Below are 19995 nucleotides of genomic sequence, written 5' to 3' on the forward strand. Positions count from 1 at the left end.
CTACGCCGTCATCTTCATCTTTTGGTAGATTCGGCAGCGATATATCCCTGATATCGCTAACTCCTGATCGAGGACATCATGGCGTTTTCCGGATTGGGCCTGCATCTCGGCAATCTGTCGCGCCTGTCGGACGCGCAGACGCGGTCGATCAGCCCCGAGAATTTCACCGGTGAAAAGGGCAAGGGCGGCATCTCCGTCGATGGCCCGGCAGCGCGTCAGGCCCGCGACCTCGGCCGGGGCTGGAAGGTGTCTCCCTATGTCGTGATCGAGCCCGGCGCGACGTTCACGCTCGCGAACATCGAGGGCCAGGGCGCGATCCAGCAGATCTGGATGACGCTGGCGCGCGGACGGCTTCGCCATTCCATCCTGCGCATCTACTGGGACGACCAGGCGCAGCCGAGCGTGGAATGCCCGGCCGGCGATTTCTTCGCCTGTGGCTGGGAGGAATTTGCGCAGGTGTCGTCGCTCGCGGTCTGCGTCAATCCGGGACGCGCCTTCAATTGCTATTGGGAAATGCCGTTCCGCAAGCGCGCCCGCTTCACGCTGGAGAACCGCAGCGAAGAGGCGCTGACCGTCTACTACCAGATCAACTACACCCTGACCGAGGTGCCGGAAGACTGCGCCTATTTCCATGCGCAATTCCGCCGCACCAATCCGCTTCCTTTCAAGGAGGTCTACACCATTCTCGACGGCATCAATGGCCGCGGCCATTATGTCGGCACCTACATGGCCTGGGGCGTCAACAACAACGGTTGGTGGGGCGAAGGCGAGATCAAGTTCTTCATCGACGGCGACGGCGAATTCCCGACCATCTGCGGCACCGGCACGGAGGACTATTTCTGCGGCGCCTATAATTTCGATCCCCATGTCGCGCATGCCGGCCAGGGGCAATCCCGCTATGTGGAGTTCACAACGCCCTATGCCGGCCTGCCGCAGGTGATCCGGCCCGACGGCGTCTACAAATCGCAGCAACGGTTCGGCCTGTACCGCTGGCACATCCCCGATCCGATCCGCTTCCAGAGCGACCTGCGCGTGACCATCCAGGCGCTCGGCTGGCTGCCCGGCGTCAGGGAATCGAAATATCTCCCGCTGCAGGACGACATCGCCTCGGTCGCGTTCTGGTATCAGACACTGCCGACGGCAATATTCCCTGAGCTGCCCGGGCCGGACTATCTGGAAATAGCTTAGGGCGTGATCCAGAAAAGCGTGCAACGCGCCTTCAATTCAACACCTCCACCGTCGCCGAGCGCCCCGCGACCAGCGAGATTGCCTCGGGCACGGGATCCAGCGCGATGCGCACGGGCACGCGCTGGGCGAGACGCACCCAGCTGAATGTCGGATTGACGTTGGCAAGCAGATTCGCACCCTCGGCACGGTCGCGGTCCTCGATGCCGGCAGCAATGCTCTCGACACGGCCGGTAAGGGTCGCCTTCTCGCCCATCAGACGAACCTGAACCTTGTCGCCGACGCGGATGCGCGCAAGCTTCGTCTCTTCGAAATAGCCCTCGACATGCAGCGTGTCGCTGTCGACCAGCGCCATCACGCCCCTGCCCGCGGAGACGTAAGCGCCGGGCCGCAGATCCATGTTGGTGATCACGCCATTCACGGACGCCCGGACCTCGCTACGATCGAAATTGAGCTGGGCGACCGCGCGATCGGCGACCGCGGCATCGAAGGCGGCCTTGGCCTGAAGCTGGGTCGCGAGTACCTGCTCCTGCTTCTGCTGCGACACCGCGTCCGTCGTCAGCGCGGTATAGCGCTTCAGATCGGCATTGGCCTGGTCGAGCGTGGCCTGATGACCGGCGACAGCCGCATCGGCCTGCCGCAGCGCCAGCGCAAAGCGCTCACGATCGATCCTGAACAGCACGTCGCCGCGATGGACCTTCTGGTTGTCCTTGACCAGCACTTCGGTGACGAAGCCGGAGACATCGGGCGCGACCTGTACCACGTCGGCCCGCACGCGGCCGTCGCGGGTCCAGGGCGATTCCATGTAGTAGCCCCAAAGCTCGCGGCCGACACCGATCGCGGCGATAACAGCGATGATGGTCACCGCAAGCCGGCCGAGCCAGGCAAGATTTCCTTTCATGAGAGATACTCCGAGAGATAGACGACGCCGCCGAGCAGGCAGACGAAGACTGCGAAATCGAACAGCGCGCGGTGCCAGACCAGGCGATAGAGGTCGAAGCGCTGCATGATCCGGCGCAAGAGCGCGCTCAGCACATAGGCGACGATGATCCAGAGCAAGAGCGCCGGCACGAGCACACCGTAGATGTCGATCACATATCTCATGCCGCCACACTTGCATCTGCGCGCGGCCGATAGGCCGGCGCGTCCGGGAATAGGCCGCGCCTGATACCGACGAGGCCGATCAGCGCGTCTTCCCGCGCGGTGTCATTGGGATCCTTCACCGCCTGGCCCAGCGCTCGGTCGACGCTGGCCAGAAGCTCGCGCGGCATGCCCTCGCCCGCGTAGTTGCGGCAGGCGACGGCGAGCTGGTCGAGCATGTCGTCGATGACTGATATGGTCGACGCCGCGAGCCCGTAGCGCGCCCGGCGCAGATCGATGATGTTGATGCCGATGCGGAGCTGCACGAGGCTATCGGCGTCGCGCCGGTCGCTCTCGGACAGGAAGGCGATGCGCTGCACCAACAACCCGAGACGGTGCAGCATGAGCCCGGCGAACTCCGCGCGGTCGCGTTTGCCGCGCCGTTCGGCAGCGATCGCGATCGTGATCCAGCTCGACAGCACCAGGCGGTTGGCGATCCACTCGGCGCCCACCCCCCGCGCGATCCGCGTCACGACCTCCGCCATGATGACGCCGACGAAGAACGCGACAGCGGAATTGGCAAAGGACGCAAAGTCGGCCGCGTAGGTCGATTGCAGCGCGAGCAGCGTCGCGGTGTTGGCGGCGAGCGCCATGCCGGTGCCCGCCGTGGCGGGCCGGCTGATCAGCAAGCCATAGAGCAGGAAAGTCGGCGCCAGCGCAACGATCAGGACCTCGATATGGGAGATCGCGGGAATGATCGCGAACAGATAGATCGCGACCACGACGATGCCGACCAGCGACCACAGGCCGAAACTGCGGATGAATCGCGCGGGCTCATCCTGCGCGGCGAAGAACGAGCAGGCCACGGCCGCCATCATCGGCGCCGAGGCGCCGTCCGGCCAGCCCGTGCCGATCCAGAACGCGCAGGAGATCAGGATCGCCACGGTCGCGCCCGCTGCCGACCACAGTGCCAGGCCGCGATCGCGGTGACGCACCGGCGCAGCGCCAGCCTCGGATCGAAACGCCAGATCGAGCGTGGAGACGTTGCGGTTCTCGGCAATCGCCTCGGTCAGCGCACGGCAGTCGCGCGAGAGGTCAACCAGATCGCGCAACCGTGCCAGCAGGCTGGTGGTGATGATCCGTTCCCAGGACGCGCTGTCGTTCAGCCCCGCCTGCTGCTCCGCTATCGCGCCGCGGACACGGTCGGCCGGCTGCCGCGCGCTGACGTCGCTTCCAATCCATTGCGCAAGCTCGTCCAGCAGGCGCTTCAGCTCGGGCTGCCGCTGCAGGGCCTCCTCGCCCAATGCAGCCAGACGGTCCTCGATCGAGGCGATCACGGGCAGCAAGGTCAACATCCGCAGCCGGATTTCGCCGAGGCCGGTCACGGCATTGCGGTCGGTCAGGCGATCATAGGCAAGATGAGTTGAGAGCGTGTCGATCTCGACGATGTCGGTCGCGAGCTTGAGGCGCTTGTCGCGGCGCGTTTCGTCGGTCGCCGCCCGCAGCAGAACGACCTGGCTGAGGCGGCGTGCATCGGAAAGCCAGGTGTCCACGCGATGAGCCACGGCCGGCGCGACGCTGCGGGGGAACACGATGGTCGAGACCAGGCTGGCACAGATGATCCCGAGCGAGATCTCCTCCAGCCGCGCCACCGCGGTGTCGAAGATCGCACCTGGTTGGGACACCGAGGGAAAACCGATCAGGGCCACCGTGTATCCCGCCAGCATGAACAGATAGCTGCGCGGCGTGCCGTCGAGCAGCGACAGATAGAGACAGAATCCGACCCAGAGCGCGATCGCGAGGCATAGCAGTTCCGGCGCATTGACCAGATTTGGCACCAGCACCACCGTCATGGTGGCGCCGACCAGCGTGCCCATCACGCGGAAGAACGCCTTCGAGCTGGTGGCGCCGGCCAGCGGCTGCGAGGTGATGTAGACCGTCGCCATCGCCCAATAGGGCCGCGGCAGGTCCATGGCGAGCGCAATGACAAGCGCCAGCATCGAGGCGGCAAACGTCTTCAACGCGAAAATCAAGTCCGCGTGGCGGACCAGAAACGACTCACTTTCGCGCATGACTATTTCGCCTCTGGAAGCGCCGCTGCCCCGATGCGCTGTGCGTCGCGAAGGTTATCGCAAGTTCGTCCCCACCGATATCCTTCGGACCTCGCCCACCCCTTTCGGATGTAGCGTTTTGGCACGGGTCTCTCCCAGCGCTGAGAGGTGGAAGCCGCCCTCGCCTCACTTCACCGCATACACGTCCGGATCGGCGCTCGAGCTCGGGTTCTTGAAGGCGGCGCGCAAGGCCGGCGACATCGGAACGTTGTAATTGATGCCGTTCGGCGGGGTCGGCGATTCCAGCCACTTCCTGTAGAGCACCTCGATCTCCGGGCTTGCGTAGAGCTCGGCGGTCGCGCGATCGGCCAACGCCTTGAACGGCGCGTCGTCCCGACGCAGCATGATCCCGTAGGGCTCTGGCTTGGAGAAGGTCTCGTCGCTGATCATGAACTGCGCCGGCTCCTTCGAGCGCGCAATGGCGACCGCGAGCTGAATGTCGTCGAGCGCGTAGGCCTGCGCGCGGTCGGTCTCGAGCAGCAGGAAGGCCTCGGCCTGATCCACGGCCGGCATGATCTTGATGCCGAGATCGCGCTCGGTGTTGACCTTGGCGAGCTGGTTCAAATTGACCGAGCCCGCCACAGCCGTGACCGCCTTGCCCTTGAGGTCGTCGATGGTGTTGATCTTCGCGGCCTTCTTGGCGGCAAAGCGCGTCGCGCTGAGGAAGTGCGTGTTGGTGAAGGCGACCTGCTTCTGGCGGTCGGCATTGTTGGTGGTCGCCGAGCAGTGCAGGTCGAGCGTGCCGTTGACCATCAGCGGGATGCGGTTCGACGAGGTCACCGCGACATAGTCGACGGCAATGTCGGGCATGCCGAGTTGCTTCTTCACGGCGTCCACGATTCTGAGGCAGATATCCATGGCAAAGCCGACCGGCTTCTGGTTGCCGTCGAGATAGCTGAAGGGCACCGAGGCTTCCTGATAGCCCAGCGCAATTTTCCTGGTCTCCTTGACCTTCTGGAGCGTACCGGAGAGATCTTCGGCAGACGCTGCGCCGGCAAGACAGGTGACGGCCAAGAGAACGGCGGGTAGACGCATCGAAAGCTCCTGAAAAGGTCGCGCCGCCATGCCGGGCGCAATCGAGGCGGTGATAGCCCAGCCGCCCGCCAGCCACCAGACCGGCCTGGGTCTACCAGCTATCGCGGCTTTCGATATGGCGGCAGGCCCTTCGTCTCCGCTACATTGGCACGATCGTAGGACTCGCCGATCTATCAGCCAGATCTTCTCCATGACCGCCCAGACCGCTTTCGACCTGATCTTCCGCAAGGCCCTGCTACGATCATCCCCGACACCCGTCGATATCGGCGTGAAGGGCGGACGCATCGCTGCGATCGAACAAAATCTCGCCTGCGAGGCCGTCGAGGTCGATCTCGGAGGACGGCTGGCGGTGCCCGGATTCGTCGACACCCACATCCATCTCGACAAGGCCTGCCTGCTCGAACGCTGCGGGCACATCCACGGCACGCTCGGCGATGCCATCCGCGCCGTCTCGGCGATGAAGCGGGATTTCAGCACCGACGACGTCCATGCGCGCGGCGCCAAAGTGCTCGAACGCGCCATCGTGCACGGCACGACGCGGATGCGCACCCATGTCGAGATCGACCCGCGTATTGGCCTGCGCAGCTTCGAGGCGATCAAGGCGCTCAAGCGCGACTACGACTGGGCGATTGATGTTGAGCTTTGCGTGTTCCCGCAGGAAGGGCTGACCAACGATCCCGGCGCCGACGAGCTGCTGGTTCAGGCCCTGCGTGACGGTGCCGATGCAATCGGCGGCTGCCCCTATACCGACACCGACCCGAATGCGCATCTGGCACGCATCTTCGACCTCGCCCAGGAGTTCAATCTCGATGTTGACCTTCATCTCGATTTCGATCTCGATCCCTCCTGGTCGCATCTCGACGAAGTCGTCAGGCAGACCGAGCAACGCAATTACGGAGGCCGCGTCGCAATTGGGCACGCCACAAAGCTTTCGGCCCTACCGCCGGAGCGGCTGAAGGCCGCCACCGCGCAATTGGCCAAGGCCGGCGTCGCCGTTACCGTGCTGCCGTCGACCGACCTTTATCTGATGGGGCGCGAGGCCACCCACAACGCGCCGCGCGGGCTGACGCTGGCGCACAAGCTCGCGGGCGAGGGCATCGTCTGCTCGATCGCGACCAACAATGTGCTCAATCCGTTCACGCCGTTCGGCGATGCCTCGCTGCTGCGAATGGCGAACTTCTACGCCAATGTCGCCCACGCCGCCGTCGGCGATTTCGACACCTGCCTCGATCTCGTCACCGAGCTGCCGGCGCGGCTGATGAATCTCGGGGATTACGGGATCGCGATCGGCAAGCCTGCCGATCTCGTCGTGCTCGATACCAACGACAGCCGCTTCGCCATTGCGGAGCTGCCGGATATCCTGATGGGATTCAAAAGCGGGCGGCAGACGTTTGAGCGGTCGCCGGCCAGGCTGCTTCGCCCGCGAAACTGAACCAGGCGCGACACATCGACCCGACGGAGCAACCGGATGGCCTTCGACAAAATCTTCCTGAACGCGCGCTTCGATGGCGGGGCGCGGCATCACATCGCGGTCAAGGATGGCCTGATCGCTGCGGTTCTGCCGGCCGACGCGCCCGCTGGCGGCGCCGAGACTATTGATCTCGGCAATGCCCTTGTCGTTCCCGGCTTTGTCGAAGGCCACATCCATCTCGACACCAGCTTCTACGGCGACGCCTGGCGTCCGCACAAGCCGTGCACCAATGGCTTCAATGTGCACGAACGCGTGGCCTTCCAGGCCGAGAACATGGCCGAGGCGGCGCCGATGGACGTGCGGGCGCGCAACCAGCTCGATCTCTGCATCGGCAACGGCTCCACGCAGATGCGCAGCCACGTCATGGTCGATGGCTCCGTCGGCCTGAAATCGCTCGAGACGATCCTGCGCGTGCGCGAGGAATACAAGAGCTTGATCGACATCCAGCTCGTCGCCTTTCCCCAGAGCGGCATCCTGACCAGCCCGGGCACGCCGCAATTGCTCGATGAGGCCATCGGCCTCGGTGCGAACCTCGTCGGCGGGCTCGATCCCGCCAGCTTTGATCGTGACGTCGAGAAGCACCTGGACGTCGTGTTCGGCGTCGCCGAAAAGCACGGTGTCGACGTCGACATCCACCTGCACGACATGGGCACGCTCGGCGGCTTCGAGATCGAGCAGATCGCCGCGCGCACGCGCGCGCTCGGCATGGAGGGCCACGTCGCCATCAGCCACGCTTACGGGCTCGGCGATATCACCCTGGACCAGCTCAAGAGCGTCGCCGACATCCTCGCCCGCTCCGGCGTCGCGATCATGACCAACGCCCCGGGCGCCCGCGCCTTCCCGCCGATCCTTATCCTGCGCAGCGCCGGCGTCACCGTGTTCAGCGGCAACGACAATATCAGGGATTCCTGGTGGCCCTATGGCGACGGCGACATGCTGCGCCGGGCGACGACGCTCGGCTATCGCTCGGGCTTCAACACCGATGAGGAGCTACGTGTCGCCTTTGACGTCGTTACCGTGTCAGGGGCCAGGGCGCTGCGACTTGAAGGCTACGGCCTGCATGTCGGCGCCCAGGCCGATTTCGTGGCGTTGAACGCCGAGCATGTTCCGGAGGCCGTGGTCGCCGTGCCGCAAGGCCGCGCTGTCTACAAGGCAGGTATGCTCGTCGCGCGCGACGGCAGGATTGCCGGGAAACGTCCCTGATCCCCACCGCTTTCCGGCCGGATTCATCGCCAATCGCCCCCAAGATGGAGTCCAGTAGAATCCCGGACCGTAGCTCCACGCGTTGCTAGAAAGGTGGCCCTAACCATAATTGGGCACGCGCACTGACCATCTGCGTTCTCCGGGGAAGTTATGGATACGTTCGGCGCATTCAGCAGCCTTGATTATCAATCCATCCGGGCCAGGACGCCCGCCGAGACCGCCATCAAGCGATTGAGCGGCATCGGCGAGGTGCTGTCGGGGCTCGACACCGCCACGATCCGCTCGCCGGACGATATGGCCCGCGCGCTGCGCACGCTCGATACCGCCGACAAGTGCATTCGCATGATCCTGACCGAATTCAAAAGCGAGCGTACCAAGGACGTCATCCGCGAAGCCGATCGCCTGATTGACTCGATCGAACTCGCCCGCGATGAAATCTCGGGCCTGCACCACGCCGGCGAAGCCGCGAGCTGAGCGCTTGCTCGGCGCTAACGCTTGATCTTTGCGAGAATACGATCCGCCTCGGTACGCCAATCCGCGCTGCGAGCGAATTCCTGCGTACCCTTCGGCCCGAACACCCCCTCATCCGCGAGATCTGCGACCCAGGCCTGACGCTCGGCGGTGCTCTCCGCCGACCAGGGCGTCAGGCCGGCCTCACGCACCGTCTCGGCGACCTCACGCACCTCTTCGGCGCGGCGACGGCCGTGCTCGATCACCCGCTGGAAGAAATAGGCGCCCTGCTTCTCCCAGTTGATGCCGGGAAACGTCTCCGCGAGTGAAGCCAGCACCGCATCCTCGACGCCATAAGCGCGTGCGGTCGTAAAACTTTCGATCACCATGGCCTCCAGGCCCTTGATCATGATGCTGCGGCACATCTTCACGGCCGAGGACACGCCGAGCTTGTCGCTGGCGACCTTGGCCGCAAAGCCGATCGCGTTCAGCAGCGGCTCCAGCTCCCTCGCACCGGGGCCACCAAGCAGCAGTGGCACCTTGATGCGATACGGCGGCACCGAGGTCATCACGGCGCCCTCGACATAACGTCCGCCAGCGCCATCGATCAGCGCTGCTGCACGCTGCTTGGCGCCCGGCGAGGCTGAATTGAAATCGAGAAACCAGGTGCCCTTGATGATCGCATCAGCGCAGGCTTTTGCCACCGGCACGGCCTGGCTGGCGGTAACGGCCGAGATGATGAAGTCGGATTTTGCGGTCAGTTCGGCATGAGACGCTGCGAGCATCACGCCGAACCTCGCAGCATGTTGCTTCATCGCAGCGCCCTGCCCGCCTCCGAGCTTGATGTCGTAAGCCGCGACCTTGATGTCCTGCTGGCGCAGATCCTCGGCCAGGATCCGGCCGACCTCGCCATAGCCCACCAGCCCGATCTGCCACCGCTTCGGATCTGCCATCAGTTCAGTCCTCGTGTCGTCGCGTCAAAAAGCTCCTCGATCGCATAGCGGCGCGGAATCAGCGCCTGCTGGAATGCGTAGTCGACGATCAGCTCCAATGGTTTTCTGTTCGCTTCAATGCCGAACGGAAACAGATCGGGTGTCGCCGCCGGCCCCATCTGCTCCTTATTCCGCTTGAGCAGATCATAGACAGCAGCGACGATTTCGGGGCGCGTTTTCGCGAGGCTTTCCGTCACGACCACGAGATGATTGACCGGCACGACGCCGCGGCGCGCATACCATTTGGCGGCTTCCGTCGCGGGATCGGGGAAGAGCGACTTCAGCTTGGGATTGTCAGTGGTCTCGCCAAGGACGGCGTCGACCTCGCCATCCAGCAGCATCTGCAGGACCTTCTTGTCTGTCGGCGCCCGCTCGGTGGTGTCGACATATTCGGCGACGTGCGGATCCTCGAACGTCACCCATTTGATCTTGTCGAGATTGACACCGTAATCGTTGGCGAGGATGCCCCGGATCCAGGCCCCGGTCGTCGTGGTGAACGAGCGGATGCCAACGCGCTTGCCTTCGAGATCATCAGGTCCAAGCGTCCCGCGCGCGGGGTTGTACAGCGCATAGGCATGCTGGAAGCGGCCGAGCATGGTCGCCGGCAACAGCACCAGCGGCTTGCCGTGCGCCTTCGCCATCAGATAGGTGACGATGGCCATCTCGCAGACGTCGAACGCCTGCTCGCGCACCATCGGTTTGAACGCCGTGTTGGTCGGCGTGTACTCGATGAAGTCGAGTTCGAACAGATCGGCGCGAAGCTCGCCGCTCTTCACCGCCTTGACGTGAGGGTGATTGCCGAGCACGGCCCTCAGCTTGAGACGATCCATCGGCGCGCCCCCCGATCAGACGATGTTTCGAACGAGGACCGGCTTCATGCCAGCTCCTCCGCAACCGTCGGAAACAGGCGCTGATAGGCTTCGCCATAGGTCATGGGCACGCCCGTGTTGCGGCTGCCCTGGATGCCGCGGTTGAGCGCGACGCGCTCGTAATAACCCCAGAGATGTTTTTGCGCGGCGAGGATCTGAAACGCCTCGTATTTCTCCTTCCAGACCTCGTCGATCTTGAGCAGCAGGTCCGGCTTGTAATTGCACTGCTCGGGCTGGTGCGGCTCGAACAGGAACACCGGTGGCGCGGAATATTTGTACTGCGCGCCGGGCTTATGGCCCATCGCCTGCGCGACCACGCGCGTCTCCTGGGCGAAATGCGCCGCGTTCGGATGGTCGAAATTGTAGGGGTCTTCCAGCGCGTGCGTCAGCACGAAGCTCGGATTGAGTTCGCGGTAGATGTCGACCATGCGGTCGAAATGCGCCTCGGTCAGCTTGAGCGGATAGTCGCCGCAATCGAAAAATTCGATCTCGGCACCCAGCAGCTTTGCCGCCCGCTCCGCCTCGTCCTTGCGGCCGGCCTTGACCGATTGCAGCGTCGCGCCCTTCTCCTTCCAGGCGAACTGGCTCTCGCCGCGCTCGCCAAAGGACAGGCAGACGATCTTCATGCGATAGCCCTTCTTCGCATGCAGCGCGATGGCGCCGCCGGCACGCCAGACGAAATCGCCGGGATGGGCGGTGATCACGAGACCGGTTTTCATGGGAGAACTCCCCTCTTCTGAAGTAGACGCCCTGTCGATCGCCACCGTGGTCATCCGTCGAATCCAAACAGGCGCGCGGGATTATCGACCAGGATCTTTTGCTGGAGCTTCGGCTCCGGCGCGAACAGCGGGATCAGGTCGACAAGATCGCCGTCATTCGGCATCACCTTGACGTTGGGATGCGGCCAGTCGGTGCCCCAGATGACGCGGTCCGGTGCGGTCTCGACGATCTTTCGCGCGAAAGGCACGGCATCGGTGAAGGGCGGACCGGCCGAGGACACACGCTCCGAGCCGCAGATCTTGACCCAGCATTTTTCATCGCGCCACAGCAGCTCGATCAGGATTTTGAACGGGAGCTGGTCGAGCCCTTCGGCGGCCTTGACCCGCCCCATATGGTCGATCGTGTAGCTCAGCGGCAGCCTGGTCAGCATGTCGGCATAGTCAGGCAGATCGATCGCATCGAAATGCAGATCGATGTGCCAGCCGAGCGGCGTCACCATCGCGACGATGCGGTCGAAAACGCGCTTGTCGGGCACGCCGCCGAGATGGCGGACGAAATTGAAACGGCAGCCGCGGAAGCCGCCTTCGTGCAGCACGCGCAAGCCCCGCTCGGTGATGGTGTCGTCGATATTGGCGACCGCGCGGTAGGCGCCGTTGCTCTGCGCGATGGCGTCGAGCGCCACCGTGTTGTCGGTGCCGTGCACGCTGGCATTGACGATGACCGCGCGCTCGACGCCGAGCTTGGCGTGCAACGCCTTGAAGTCCTCGAGCGGCGCATCCGGAGGCGTGTAGGATCGGTCGGGCGCGTAAGGATATTTCGCGCCGGGGCCGAAGATGTGGCAATGCGCGTCGCAGGACAGTTTCGGCAGCCTGAACTTTGGCGTGCGCGTGTTGGGATCGGGCGGTGGAATGGTGGGCGTGTACGTCATCGTCATCACTTGAACCGCCGAGCGAGACGTTTCTTTCAAGTCTTGTTGCTTGCGACAGTCGGCCGCCGCGCCGGCACGGCCTGATCCAGCGCTGGCGCCTGGAACGCGGCCACGGTCGCCTGCACCATCTGCTCGATGGCATTGGCGGCATCGCTGCCGTCGGCCTCGCCGCGCGACAGGCGCGAGACACGTTCGGGCGTCACGAGCGAGTAGTAAAGCGCGCCGAGCAGGAAGTGGCTGCGCCAGACGATGTCGGTGCGCGGAATGTGCGGCAGGCTCTCGTGGATCGCGTCGATGAAGGCGTGGCTGGTGTCATCGAACGTCTGAGCAATGATCTTTCGCGCCACGTCGTTGCCCTCGGCCGACATCACCGCGCGCAGCCGCGTGAAACGAGCGCCGCCACCGGCAAGATCACTGCCCGAGGTGAAGGCCGGCACCACATAGGCCCGAACGATGGCTTCCAGCCGGTCCTGCAGATCGCGCACGCGCCTGGCGGCGGCGAGCAGCTCCGAGCGGCGCAAGTTCATCGGTCCGCAATGGCGCCGGTAGATCTCCAGCAGCAGGCCGTCCTTGGTCTTGAAATGATAGGTGACGCTGCCGGGATTGGCGCCGGCCGCGTGCGCGATGTCGCGCACCGAGACGGCGTTGAAGCCGTTGGTGGCGAACAGCTCCTCGGCCGCGGCGAGAATCGCCTCGCGCATGTTCGGCTTGCGGGCCGTTTCCTTGCTGGCGGGCTTGCGTGCCATGCTATTTGTACTATCGTACAAAAGAACAGGTCTCGTCAACAAAAACCAGCGGCAACGTCCGGAAAGCTGAAGGCTGCCGACATCCGCACTCAGCGAGGCTCTCCTCTCAGTTGTGCGCGCCCGCCCGCATCTTCTCCGGCGCGGCCGGACGCCGGAGCAACTCGGCATCATCGCCCCCACCCTGCGGGATCAAGATGGCGCGCTCGCGCGGCAGTGCCTCCGGCATCTCGTCGCGGATGAAGGCGATCAGCTTCTCCCTGACCTCGCAGCGCAGGTCCCAGGATTGCGGCGCGTTGCGCGCGCTGACCAGCGCGCGCAACTCGATGGTGCGCTGGTCCGCATCGATCACCTGGAGATTGACCACCGCACCGTCCCATAGCTTGGATTCCTTCACGGCTCCCTCCAGCCAGCGCCGGATGCGCGGCACGTCGGCGCGGTAGTCGACATGGAGCGCGATGACGCCGATCAGGGAGGCCGTGTCGCGCGTCCAGTTCTGGAACGGCTTTTCGATGAAATAGGACAGCGGCACCACCATGCGGCGCCAGTCCCACAGCCGGATCACGACATAGGTCGCGGCGATGTCCTCGACCCAGCCCCACTCGTTCTCGATGATCACGGCATCCTCGATGCGGATCGGCTGGGTGATGGCGATCTGCAGGCCCGCGATCAGATTGCTGAGCAGCGGCCGCGCCGCCAAGCCGACGATGATACCGGCCGCGCCGGCGGAGGCGAACAGGCTGACGCCATATTGCCTGACCGAGTCGAACGTCATCAGCGCCGTCGACACCGTGATGATGACGATAATGATGTCGGTCACGCGCTTGAACACGCGCACCTGGGTCACGTGCTTGCGCGCAACGAAGTTTTCGCTGACGTCGCGAAAATTCTGCAAATAGCGCGCCGCGCTCATGTCGACGATGCGGATCGAGATCCAGCCAATCAGCGCGATGAAGGCAACCACGAACAGGCGCGTCAGCGGGTTGCGGAACGCATCGTCCAGCGGCGCGAGCGGCAGCACCAGCGCGACGGCGGCAAGACACAGCGCGAGCTGGGCCGGCCCCGCCGTGCGCTCGATGAACACGCTCAGCAGCGGAAGCCGGGTTCCGAAGGTGCGATTGAGCAGCCAGGCTGCGAGTCGATAGAACGAGAGCGCGATCAGCATCGCCCCGGCGACCAGGCCGAGACCGATAAACCATGACGGTATCCACCCGAACATCCTGTCGATGTCGGTCATGACGGCTTGGCGATTCATTCATGTCCCCGCAATTGCGTTGGCGACCCAACGCTCTTTCGGCGGCTTCGCTCCCACGCCCAGTGCAATGCAGCATCCCTCTGGTGCAACCGTCGCCGAATTGCGCTATGTGTGGGCAATCATGACTCGCCGAACCGGCAGCGCCGATCTTCCCTTGCACACCGGACGAGTTCCGCCGTGGCTGGCGAGCCGCATGGCATCGCTGGGTGCCATCGTCACGCAAGCGATCGTGCTGCATTATGGCCGCGACGCATTCATGCAGCGGCTGTCGCATCCGTTCTGGTTCCAGTCGTTCGGCGCCGTGATGGGGATGGACTGGCACTCCTCAGGCATCACGACGTCGGTGATCGGGGCGCTCAAGCGCGGGCTCGGCCCGCTCCAGGACGAGCTCGGCATCTATGTCTGCGGCGGCCGCGGCCGGCATTCGCGCAAGACGCCGGACGAGTTGTCGCAGCTCGGCGACCGCGTCGGCTTCGACGGCGCAAAGCTCACGCGCGCCAGCCGCCTCGTGGCCAAGGTCGACAGCGCCGCCGTGCAGGACGGTTTCGACCTCTATCTGCACGGCTTCTTCGTCACCGCCGACGGCAAATGGACGGTGGTGCAGCAGGGCATGAACGGCGACAAGCGCCAGGCCCGCCGCTATCACTGGCATTCTGAAGCGTTAAAGAGTTTCGTCGACGCGCCCCACTGCGCCATCGACGGGCCGCAGCAGGGCGAGATCGTCAACCTCACCGACCATCGCGCCGACATCTCGCGCAGCGCGCAGCTCGAGCTGCTCAACGAGCTCGGCCCCGATCGCATCCTCACCGAATTCGAACGGCTTTCGGGCACGACGCCCGAGCCGGCGCAGGCCCTGCTGCCGCATCTGATCATGCCCGCGCATCATGACGTCAGGCCGAAAGACGTGTTCGCACGCCGCCTGCACGGCACGCTCGCGGCCGCAGCCGAGCGCGGACCGGTCGATTTCCCTGAACTGTTGCTGACGCCGGGCGTCGGTGCGCGCACCGTGCGATCGCTGGCGATGGTCGCCGAAGTCGTGCATGGCGCACCCTATCGTTTCAAAGATCCTGCGCGCTTCTCGCTCGCCCATGGCGGCAAGGACCGGCATCCCTATCCGGTTCCGATCAAGGTCTATGACGAGACCATCCGCGTGCTGAAGGGCGCGATCCAAAGCGCGAAACTCGGACGCGAGGAAGAGATGCAGGCGATCAAGCGCCTCGACGACCAGGCCCGGCGGCTTGAGCGCACCGCAAACGGGCCATCGGTCGAAGCCTATATCGCCGGTGAGCGTGAGGCCTCGCCCGATCTCGATGGCCGTTCCGTGTTTGGCTGGGAGCGCGATCTCATGGCGTCGCGCAAATCGACGGGCTGACGGTCGGACGCGATCACCGGGAGCTTCGCGATCGCACGCAGGCCCGGTCGCTTGCGCCAGTGAACCTGCGAAGCATCGACTGCGAGAGCAAGCCGTGGCCAGCGGGTGAACAGTGCCTCGAGCGCGCAGGCTGCCTCGATACGCGCGAGCTGATGGCCAAGGCAGAAATGAATACCCGTCCCGAACGACATGTGCCGGTTCGGCTTGCGTTCCAGATCCAGGCGCTCCGGCTGCTCGTGCACCGCCGGATCCATATTCGCGGCGGCGAGCATCACCATGACGCGATCGCCCTTCTTCAACGGCACTCCCGCAAGCTCGATGTCTCTACGCACGTAGCGTGGCTTCGAAAACTGCACCGGGGAGACGAAGCGCAAAAACTCCTCGACGGCGAGCGCGGCGCGGCTCCAGTCCTGTTCCATCCAGTCCCGCAATCCAGGATTCCTGAGCAGCTCGTAGACCGAGCCGCTGATCAGATGCGTGGTGGTCTCCGAGCCCGCCGCCAGCAGCAGGAACACCATCGATACCATTTCGTCCGGCGTGATCTCGCCGCCCTCGCGTTCGACCTGGACCAGTTCGGCAATCAGGCCCTCGCCGCCCCGCTCGCGCGCGATCTGCAACTGTTCCTGGAGGTAAGTCCGCATCTTGCGGAACGCGAACAGCAAGCGAAAGAAGCTGACGACGTTCGTCAGTGAAGACATCGCATTGGCCCAGGCGATGAAGCGCGGACGATCGGCCATCGGCAGGCCGAGCAGCTCTGAGATCACCGACAGGGGCAGAATGCGCGCATAGCGCTCAACCAGATCGGCCGGGATGCCGTTCGCGAACAGCTCATCGGCCAGACCATCCGCAATGGCGCGGATGCGCGGCTCCATCGCAACGATGGCCCGGCGGCGAAAGGCTTCGTCCACAATGCTGCGCAGCCTGGTATGGTCAGGCTCGTCCATCGTCAGCATGTTGTTGGCGATGGTCTTGACCAGCCCCGGCATCCACCAGCGCAGGCCGGCGATTTCGCCGTCTTCCTTGCGCAGCGTGAAGATCGTACTGTCCTTCAGCACTTGCGCCGTCGCATCGTGAGTGGTGGTGATCCAGACGTCACCGACGAGGGGGAAATGCGTGGCGACCACAGGGCCCTGCGCGCGCAGCGCGGCAACGGCCTTCGGCGGATCGCGAAAGAAGGCCTCGCTGGTGAAATCGAGGCGCGGTGCCATGGGATCACCAAATTGGTTCGTGGCGCCTCAACCAGATGGTGAGCGAAGCCACCGGCGCAAGGGCCGGAACCGGGCTATCCCCGCCCCGGCGAGCGTGGCCCCGCCTTGCGCTGCTGCTGCGTCGTATAGGCATCCCAATGGCTCCAGCTGCCATTGCTGAGGCTTTGCAGATCGGTGCCGAGCGGACGGCGCGTGCGCTTGTCATGCTCGGCGATGACGCGTTCGGACTGCGCAATCTTGCGCTTGAGTTCCCCGATGGTCTTCTGGGTCTCGCCGCTGCGCTTGGAGGACGCAATCTCGCCCATCGTGAAGCGCGCGGTCTCGAGCGCCTTCAACTCGGCGCGGTTTTTCTTCAACTGAACCCGGTGCCAGGCGATGTTGCTGTCGCTGTCCGCAACCATGTGGGAACTCCGCTGATTCGCTCCCACAGTGTATCAAGCGCCGAATCGGCGGGGCAACGCCCGGCCGAAGGCGAAAATGCGGTCTTATTGCGAGAAAACGCTGCGTTTAGCGTTCGGCAAACGCCTTTTCGACCACGAACTGGGCGGGTTCACCATGGTTGCCCTCGACGAAGCCGCGCTCGCCCAGCAGCACGCGGGTGTCGGCGACCAGCGCTGGGCTGCCGCAGATCATGACGCGGTCATGGGCTGCCTCGATGGCCGGCAGGCCGATATCGGTGAACAGCTTGCCCGAAGTAATGAGGTCGGTGATGCGGCCGCGGTTGCGGAAGGGATCACGGGTCACGGTCGGGTAATAGATCAGCTGGTTCTGGATGTACTCGCCGAGCAGTTCGTCCTTCGGCAGGTGCTCGGTGATCATCTCGCCATAGGCGAGTTCCCTGACGTGACGGCAGCCGTGCAGCAGCACGACCTTCTCGAACCGCTCATAGGTCTGGGGATCCTTGATCACGCTCAGGAACGGCGCGAGACCTGTGCCGGTGCCGATAAGGTAGAGGTTGCGGCCCGCTTCCAGATTGTCGATGACCAGCGTGCCGGTGGCCTTGCGGCTGACGATGATCTCGTCACCTTGCTTCAGATGCTGGAGGCGCGAGGTCAGCGGACCATCGGGCACCTTGATCGAGAAGAATTCGAGCGTGTCCTCGTAATTGGCGCTGGCGACGCTGTAGGCCCGCAGCAGCGGCTTCTCGCTCACCTTGAGCCCGATCATGGTGAATTCGCCGTTGCGGAAACGGAAGGTCGGGCTGCGGGTGGTCTTGAAGGAGAACAGCGTGTCGGTCCAGTGGTGGACGCTCAAAACGCTTTCCTGATTGAAATTGCTCATCTCACCCTTCCGTTTCGCTTCTCACGCGGTCTCGAGGCGGTCAGCTATGCGTCGTTTGTATACGATCATTCGTATACTAATGAATAATCCCGCTTGATCCCGCGGTCAAGGCTGCCCAAGATCGAAAGCGTTGCAGTTGGGAATGAGGAGCCCTTTCCATGGCGCATGACGCACCCCAGGCCACCGGACCCTCGAAGCTGGTGATCCGCAATATCGGCCTGATTCTGTCCGGCGCGCTGGAAAAGCCCATTCTAGACGGCGACACCATCGTCGCCGAGAACGGCAAGATATCAGCCGTCGGGCGTTACAAGGACCTCAACACCGAAGGTGCGACCACCATCGTCGACGCCAACGGCACGACGGTCACCCCAGGCCTGATCGACAGCCACGTCCATCCTGTCGCGGGCGACTGGACGCCGCGGCAGAACCAGATCAACTGGATCGACAGCTCGCTCCATGGCGGCATCACCACCATGATCTCGGCGGGCGAAGTGCACATGCCCGGCCGCCCCCGCGACGTCGTCGGGCTGAAGGCGATGGCGATCTTCGCCCAGCGCGCGTTCTGGACGCTGCGTCCGGGCGGTGTGAAGGTTCACGCCGGTGCGCCGGTGATCGAATGCGAGATGGTCGAGGAAGACTTCAAGGAAATGGCCGCCGCCGGCGTCAAGCTGCTCGGCGAAGTCGGGCTCGGCGGTGTGAAGGACGGCCCGACGGCGCGCAAGATGGTCGGCTGGGCGCGCAAATACGGCATCCAGAGCACCATTCACACCGGCGGCCCCTCGATCCCCGGCTCCGGCCTGATCGACAAGGACGTGGTGTTGGAGGCCGATACCGACGTGGTCGGCCACATCAATGGCGGCCACACCGCGCTGCCCGACGACCAGATCCGCTGCATCTGCGAGGGCTGCAAGCGCGGGCTCGAGATCGTTCACAACGGCAATGAGCGCTCGGCGCTCTACACGCTGCGCATCGCGCGCGAGATGGGCGATCTGCACCGCGTCATCCTCGGCACCGACGGGCCGGCCGGCTCCGGCGTGCAGCCGCTCGGCATCTTGCGCATGGTCTCGATGCTGTCCTCGATCGGCGAGCTGCCGGCCGAGCTCGCGTTTTGCCTTGCCACCGGCAACACCGCGCGGATGCGCGCGCTCGATTGCGGCCTCATCGAAGTCGGCCGCGCCGCCGACTTCGTCATCATGGACAAGGCCCAGCACTCGCCCGGCAAGAATATCCTGGAGAGCGTCCAGCTCGGCGACCTCCCCGGCATCGGCATGACCATCATCGACGGCATCGTGCGGACGCAACGCAGCCGCAACACACCGCCTGCGGGGCGGGTGCCGGAGGTGGTGGCGAAGTAGGCGGGAAAATAGTGCCGTAGGGTGGCAAAGCGAAGCGTGCCCACCATCTTTTGTAAGTCGCAAAGAACGTGGGCACGGCGCAAGAGCGCCTTTGCCCACCCTACGAGACCGTCACCGCACCTTGTTCAGCAACGCCATCAAGAGTGCCGTAGGGTGGGTTAGCCTTGTGGACTGCGCGAAGCGCAGACCGCGAGGCGTAACCCACCAACTTCGCTCAGTCTTCGCGGAAACATGGTGGGTTACGCCTTCGGCTAACCCACCCTACGGGACCGTCACCGCAGCTTGTTCAGCAGCGCCATCAACAGCTCGCGCTCTTTCGCATCGAGCGGTGCCAGCGTTTCGCGCGTGATCGCAATCGCGTTCGGCGCGAGTTTCTCGGCAAGCTGCTGACCGGCGCGCGTCAGGCTCACCAGCAGCCGCCGCCCGTCTTCGGGATCCTGGCTGGTCTCGGTGAGGCCGCGGGCCGTGAGGCGGTCGATCACGCCCTTGATGGTGGCAACGTCCATCGCGGTCAGCCGTCCGAGCTGGTTCTGCGAGCACGGCCCGGTCTCGGCAAGCTTCGACAGCGCCGCCCACTGTGTCGGCGTCAGGTTGATGCCGATGTCGCGGGAGAAGATCGCGCTGTGGCGCTGCCAAACCTGGCGCAGGATGAAGCCGACCTGCTCGTCGAGCACATAAGGCGGTTTTGCCGGTTTGACGTTCTTCTTCGCCGTGACGCTTCTCGCCATCCGTCCCCG

At 64.4% G+C, this 19995-nt stretch carries 20 protein-coding genes; 6 read left to right on the top strand and 14 right to left on the bottom strand.

Features of this window, described 5'->3' with window-relative positions; genetic code table 11:
- Positions 1–78 precede the first annotated feature (78 nt).
- Complete coding sequence (locus XH80_RS38910; RefSeq protein WP_271603185.1) at positions 79–1188, top strand: glycoside hydrolase family 172 protein; 1110 nt, start codon at positions 79–81, stop codon at positions 1186–1188.
- A 31-nt stretch (positions 1189–1219) separates the two neighbouring features.
- On the opposite strand, the gene XH80_RS38915 is transcribed toward XH80_RS38910, so the two are convergent.
- The 4 genes from XH80_RS38915 to XH80_RS38930 all read right to left on the bottom strand — a co-directional run bounded on the left by XH80_RS38915 (position 1220) and on the right by XH80_RS38930 (position 5411).
- The gene (locus tag XH80_RS38915) at positions 1220–2086 is read right to left on the bottom strand and encodes an efflux RND transporter periplasmic adaptor subunit (RefSeq protein ID WP_271603186.1); all 867 of its coding nucleotides are present in this window, start codon (positions 2084–2086) and stop codon (positions 1220–1222) included.
- A complete protein-coding gene (locus tag XH80_RS38920) occupies positions 2083–2289 on the bottom strand; it encodes a DUF1656 domain-containing protein (protein ID WP_271603187.1) in 207 nt (68 codons plus the stop codon). Before XH80_RS38920 ends, XH80_RS38915 begins: the two co-directional genes overlap by 4 nt.
- Entirely contained in the window at positions 2286–4337 is a 2052-nt protein-coding gene (locus XH80_RS38925; RefSeq protein WP_271603188.1) for an FUSC family protein, read from the bottom strand. The genes XH80_RS38920 and XH80_RS38925 overlap by 4 nt, the downstream gene beginning before the upstream one ends.
- Before the next feature lie 165 nt (positions 4338–4502).
- Positions 4503–5411 (bottom strand): amino acid ABC transporter substrate-binding protein, encoded by a 909-nt coding sequence (locus XH80_RS38930; protein WP_271603189.1) that lies wholly within the window; start codon positions 5409–5411, stop codon positions 4503–4505.
- 190 nt (positions 5412–5601) lie between these two features.
- Between XH80_RS38930 and XH80_RS38935 the strand changes: the two genes are divergently transcribed.
- The 3 genes from XH80_RS38935 (at position 5602) to XH80_RS38945 (ending at position 8559) form a co-directional block, all read left to right on the top strand.
- A complete protein-coding gene (locus XH80_RS38935; protein ID WP_271603190.1) occupies positions 5602–6843 on the top strand; it encodes an amidohydrolase family protein in 1242 nt (413 codons plus the stop codon).
- Between the two features lie 36 nt (positions 6844–6879).
- The gene (locus XH80_RS38940; protein ID WP_271603191.1) at positions 6880–8085 is read left to right on the top strand and encodes an amidohydrolase family protein; all 1206 of its coding nucleotides are present in this window, start codon (positions 6880–6882) and stop codon (positions 8083–8085) included.
- A 150-nt stretch (positions 8086–8235) separates the two neighbouring features.
- Positions 8236–8559 carry a hypothetical protein gene (locus XH80_RS38945; protein WP_271603192.1) on the top strand — a complete coding sequence of 108 codons (324 nt, stop codon included), beginning with the start codon at positions 8236–8238 and terminating at the stop codon, positions 8557–8559.
- A 14-nt stretch (positions 8560–8573) separates the two neighbouring features.
- Here XH80_RS38945 and XH80_RS38950 read toward each other — a convergent pair whose 3' ends face one another.
- From XH80_RS38950 to XH80_RS38975, 6 genes are all read right to left on the bottom strand, one after another.
- Positions 8574–9491, bottom strand: coding sequence for a DUF1932 domain-containing protein (locus XH80_RS38950; RefSeq protein WP_271603328.1), 918 nt, complete (start codon positions 9489–9491; stop codon positions 8574–8576).
- Positions 9488–10357 carry an ABC transporter substrate-binding protein gene (locus XH80_RS38955; RefSeq protein WP_271603193.1) on the bottom strand — a complete coding sequence of 290 codons (870 nt, stop codon included), beginning with the start codon at positions 10355–10357 and terminating at the stop codon, positions 9488–9490. Before XH80_RS38955 ends, XH80_RS38950 begins: the two co-directional genes overlap by 4 nt.
- 44 nt (positions 10358–10401) lie before the next feature.
- Positions 10402–11115, bottom strand: coding sequence for a PIG-L deacetylase family protein (locus XH80_RS38960; protein WP_271603194.1), 714 nt, complete (start codon positions 11113–11115; stop codon positions 10402–10404).
- Positions 11116–11165: 50 nt separating this feature from the next.
- Positions 11166–12050 (bottom strand): amidohydrolase family protein, encoded by an 885-nt coding sequence (locus tag XH80_RS38965; protein ID WP_271603329.1) that lies wholly within the window; start codon positions 12048–12050, stop codon positions 11166–11168.
- 29 nt (positions 12051–12079) lie between these two features.
- Positions 12080–12790: a TetR/AcrR family transcriptional regulator gene (locus XH80_RS38970; protein ID WP_271603195.1), complete on the bottom strand. Its 711-nt coding sequence runs from the start codon at positions 12788–12790 to the stop codon at positions 12080–12082.
- 106 nt (positions 12791–12896) lie between these two features.
- On the bottom strand, positions 12897–14042 hold the full coding sequence (locus XH80_RS38975) for a mechanosensitive ion channel family protein (protein WP_271603196.1): 1146 nt from the start codon (positions 14040–14042) through the stop codon (positions 12897–12899).
- Positions 14043–14163: 121 nt separating this feature from the next.
- On the opposite strand from XH80_RS38975, the gene XH80_RS38980 reads away from it, so the two are divergent.
- A complete protein-coding gene (locus XH80_RS38980; protein ID WP_271603197.1) occupies positions 14164–15414 on the top strand; it encodes a DUF763 domain-containing protein in 1251 nt (416 codons plus the stop codon).
- Here the strand turns inward: XH80_RS38980 and XH80_RS38985 are convergent.
- The 3 genes from XH80_RS38985 to XH80_RS38995 form a co-directional block, all read right to left on the bottom strand.
- Entirely contained in the window at positions 15315–16622 is a 1308-nt protein-coding gene (locus tag XH80_RS38985) for a cytochrome P450 (protein WP_271603198.1), read from the bottom strand. The genes XH80_RS38980 and XH80_RS38985 overlap by 100 nt on opposite strands.
- Positions 16623–16696: 74 nt before the next feature.
- On the bottom strand, positions 16697–17023 hold the full coding sequence (locus tag XH80_RS38990) for a hypothetical protein (RefSeq protein ID WP_057758324.1): 327 nt from the start codon (positions 17021–17023) through the stop codon (positions 16697–16699).
- Between the two features lie 106 nt (positions 17024–17129).
- On the bottom strand, positions 17130–17903 hold the full coding sequence (locus XH80_RS38995) for a ferredoxin--NADP reductase (RefSeq protein ID WP_271603199.1): 774 nt from the start codon (positions 17901–17903) through the stop codon (positions 17130–17132).
- Between the two features lie 158 nt (positions 17904–18061).
- Here XH80_RS38995 and XH80_RS39000 point away from each other — a divergent pair, with 158 nt between their 5' ends.
- A complete protein-coding gene (locus XH80_RS39000) occupies positions 18062–19258 on the top strand; it encodes an amidohydrolase family protein (RefSeq protein ID WP_271603200.1) in 1197 nt (398 codons plus the stop codon).
- 272 nt (positions 19259–19530) lie between these two features.
- Here XH80_RS39000 and XH80_RS39005 read toward each other — a convergent pair whose 3' ends face one another.
- Positions 19531–19986: a MarR family winged helix-turn-helix transcriptional regulator gene (locus XH80_RS39005; protein WP_220001903.1), complete on the bottom strand. Its 456-nt coding sequence runs from the start codon at positions 19984–19986 to the stop codon at positions 19531–19533.
- Positions 19987–19995 lie beyond the last annotated feature (9 nt).

The sequence above is a fragment of the Bradyrhizobium sp. CCBAU 45384 genome (assembly GCF_028128665.1).
GTDB classification, from domain to species: domain Bacteria; phylum Pseudomonadota; class Alphaproteobacteria; order Rhizobiales; family Xanthobacteraceae; genus Bradyrhizobium; species Bradyrhizobium manausense.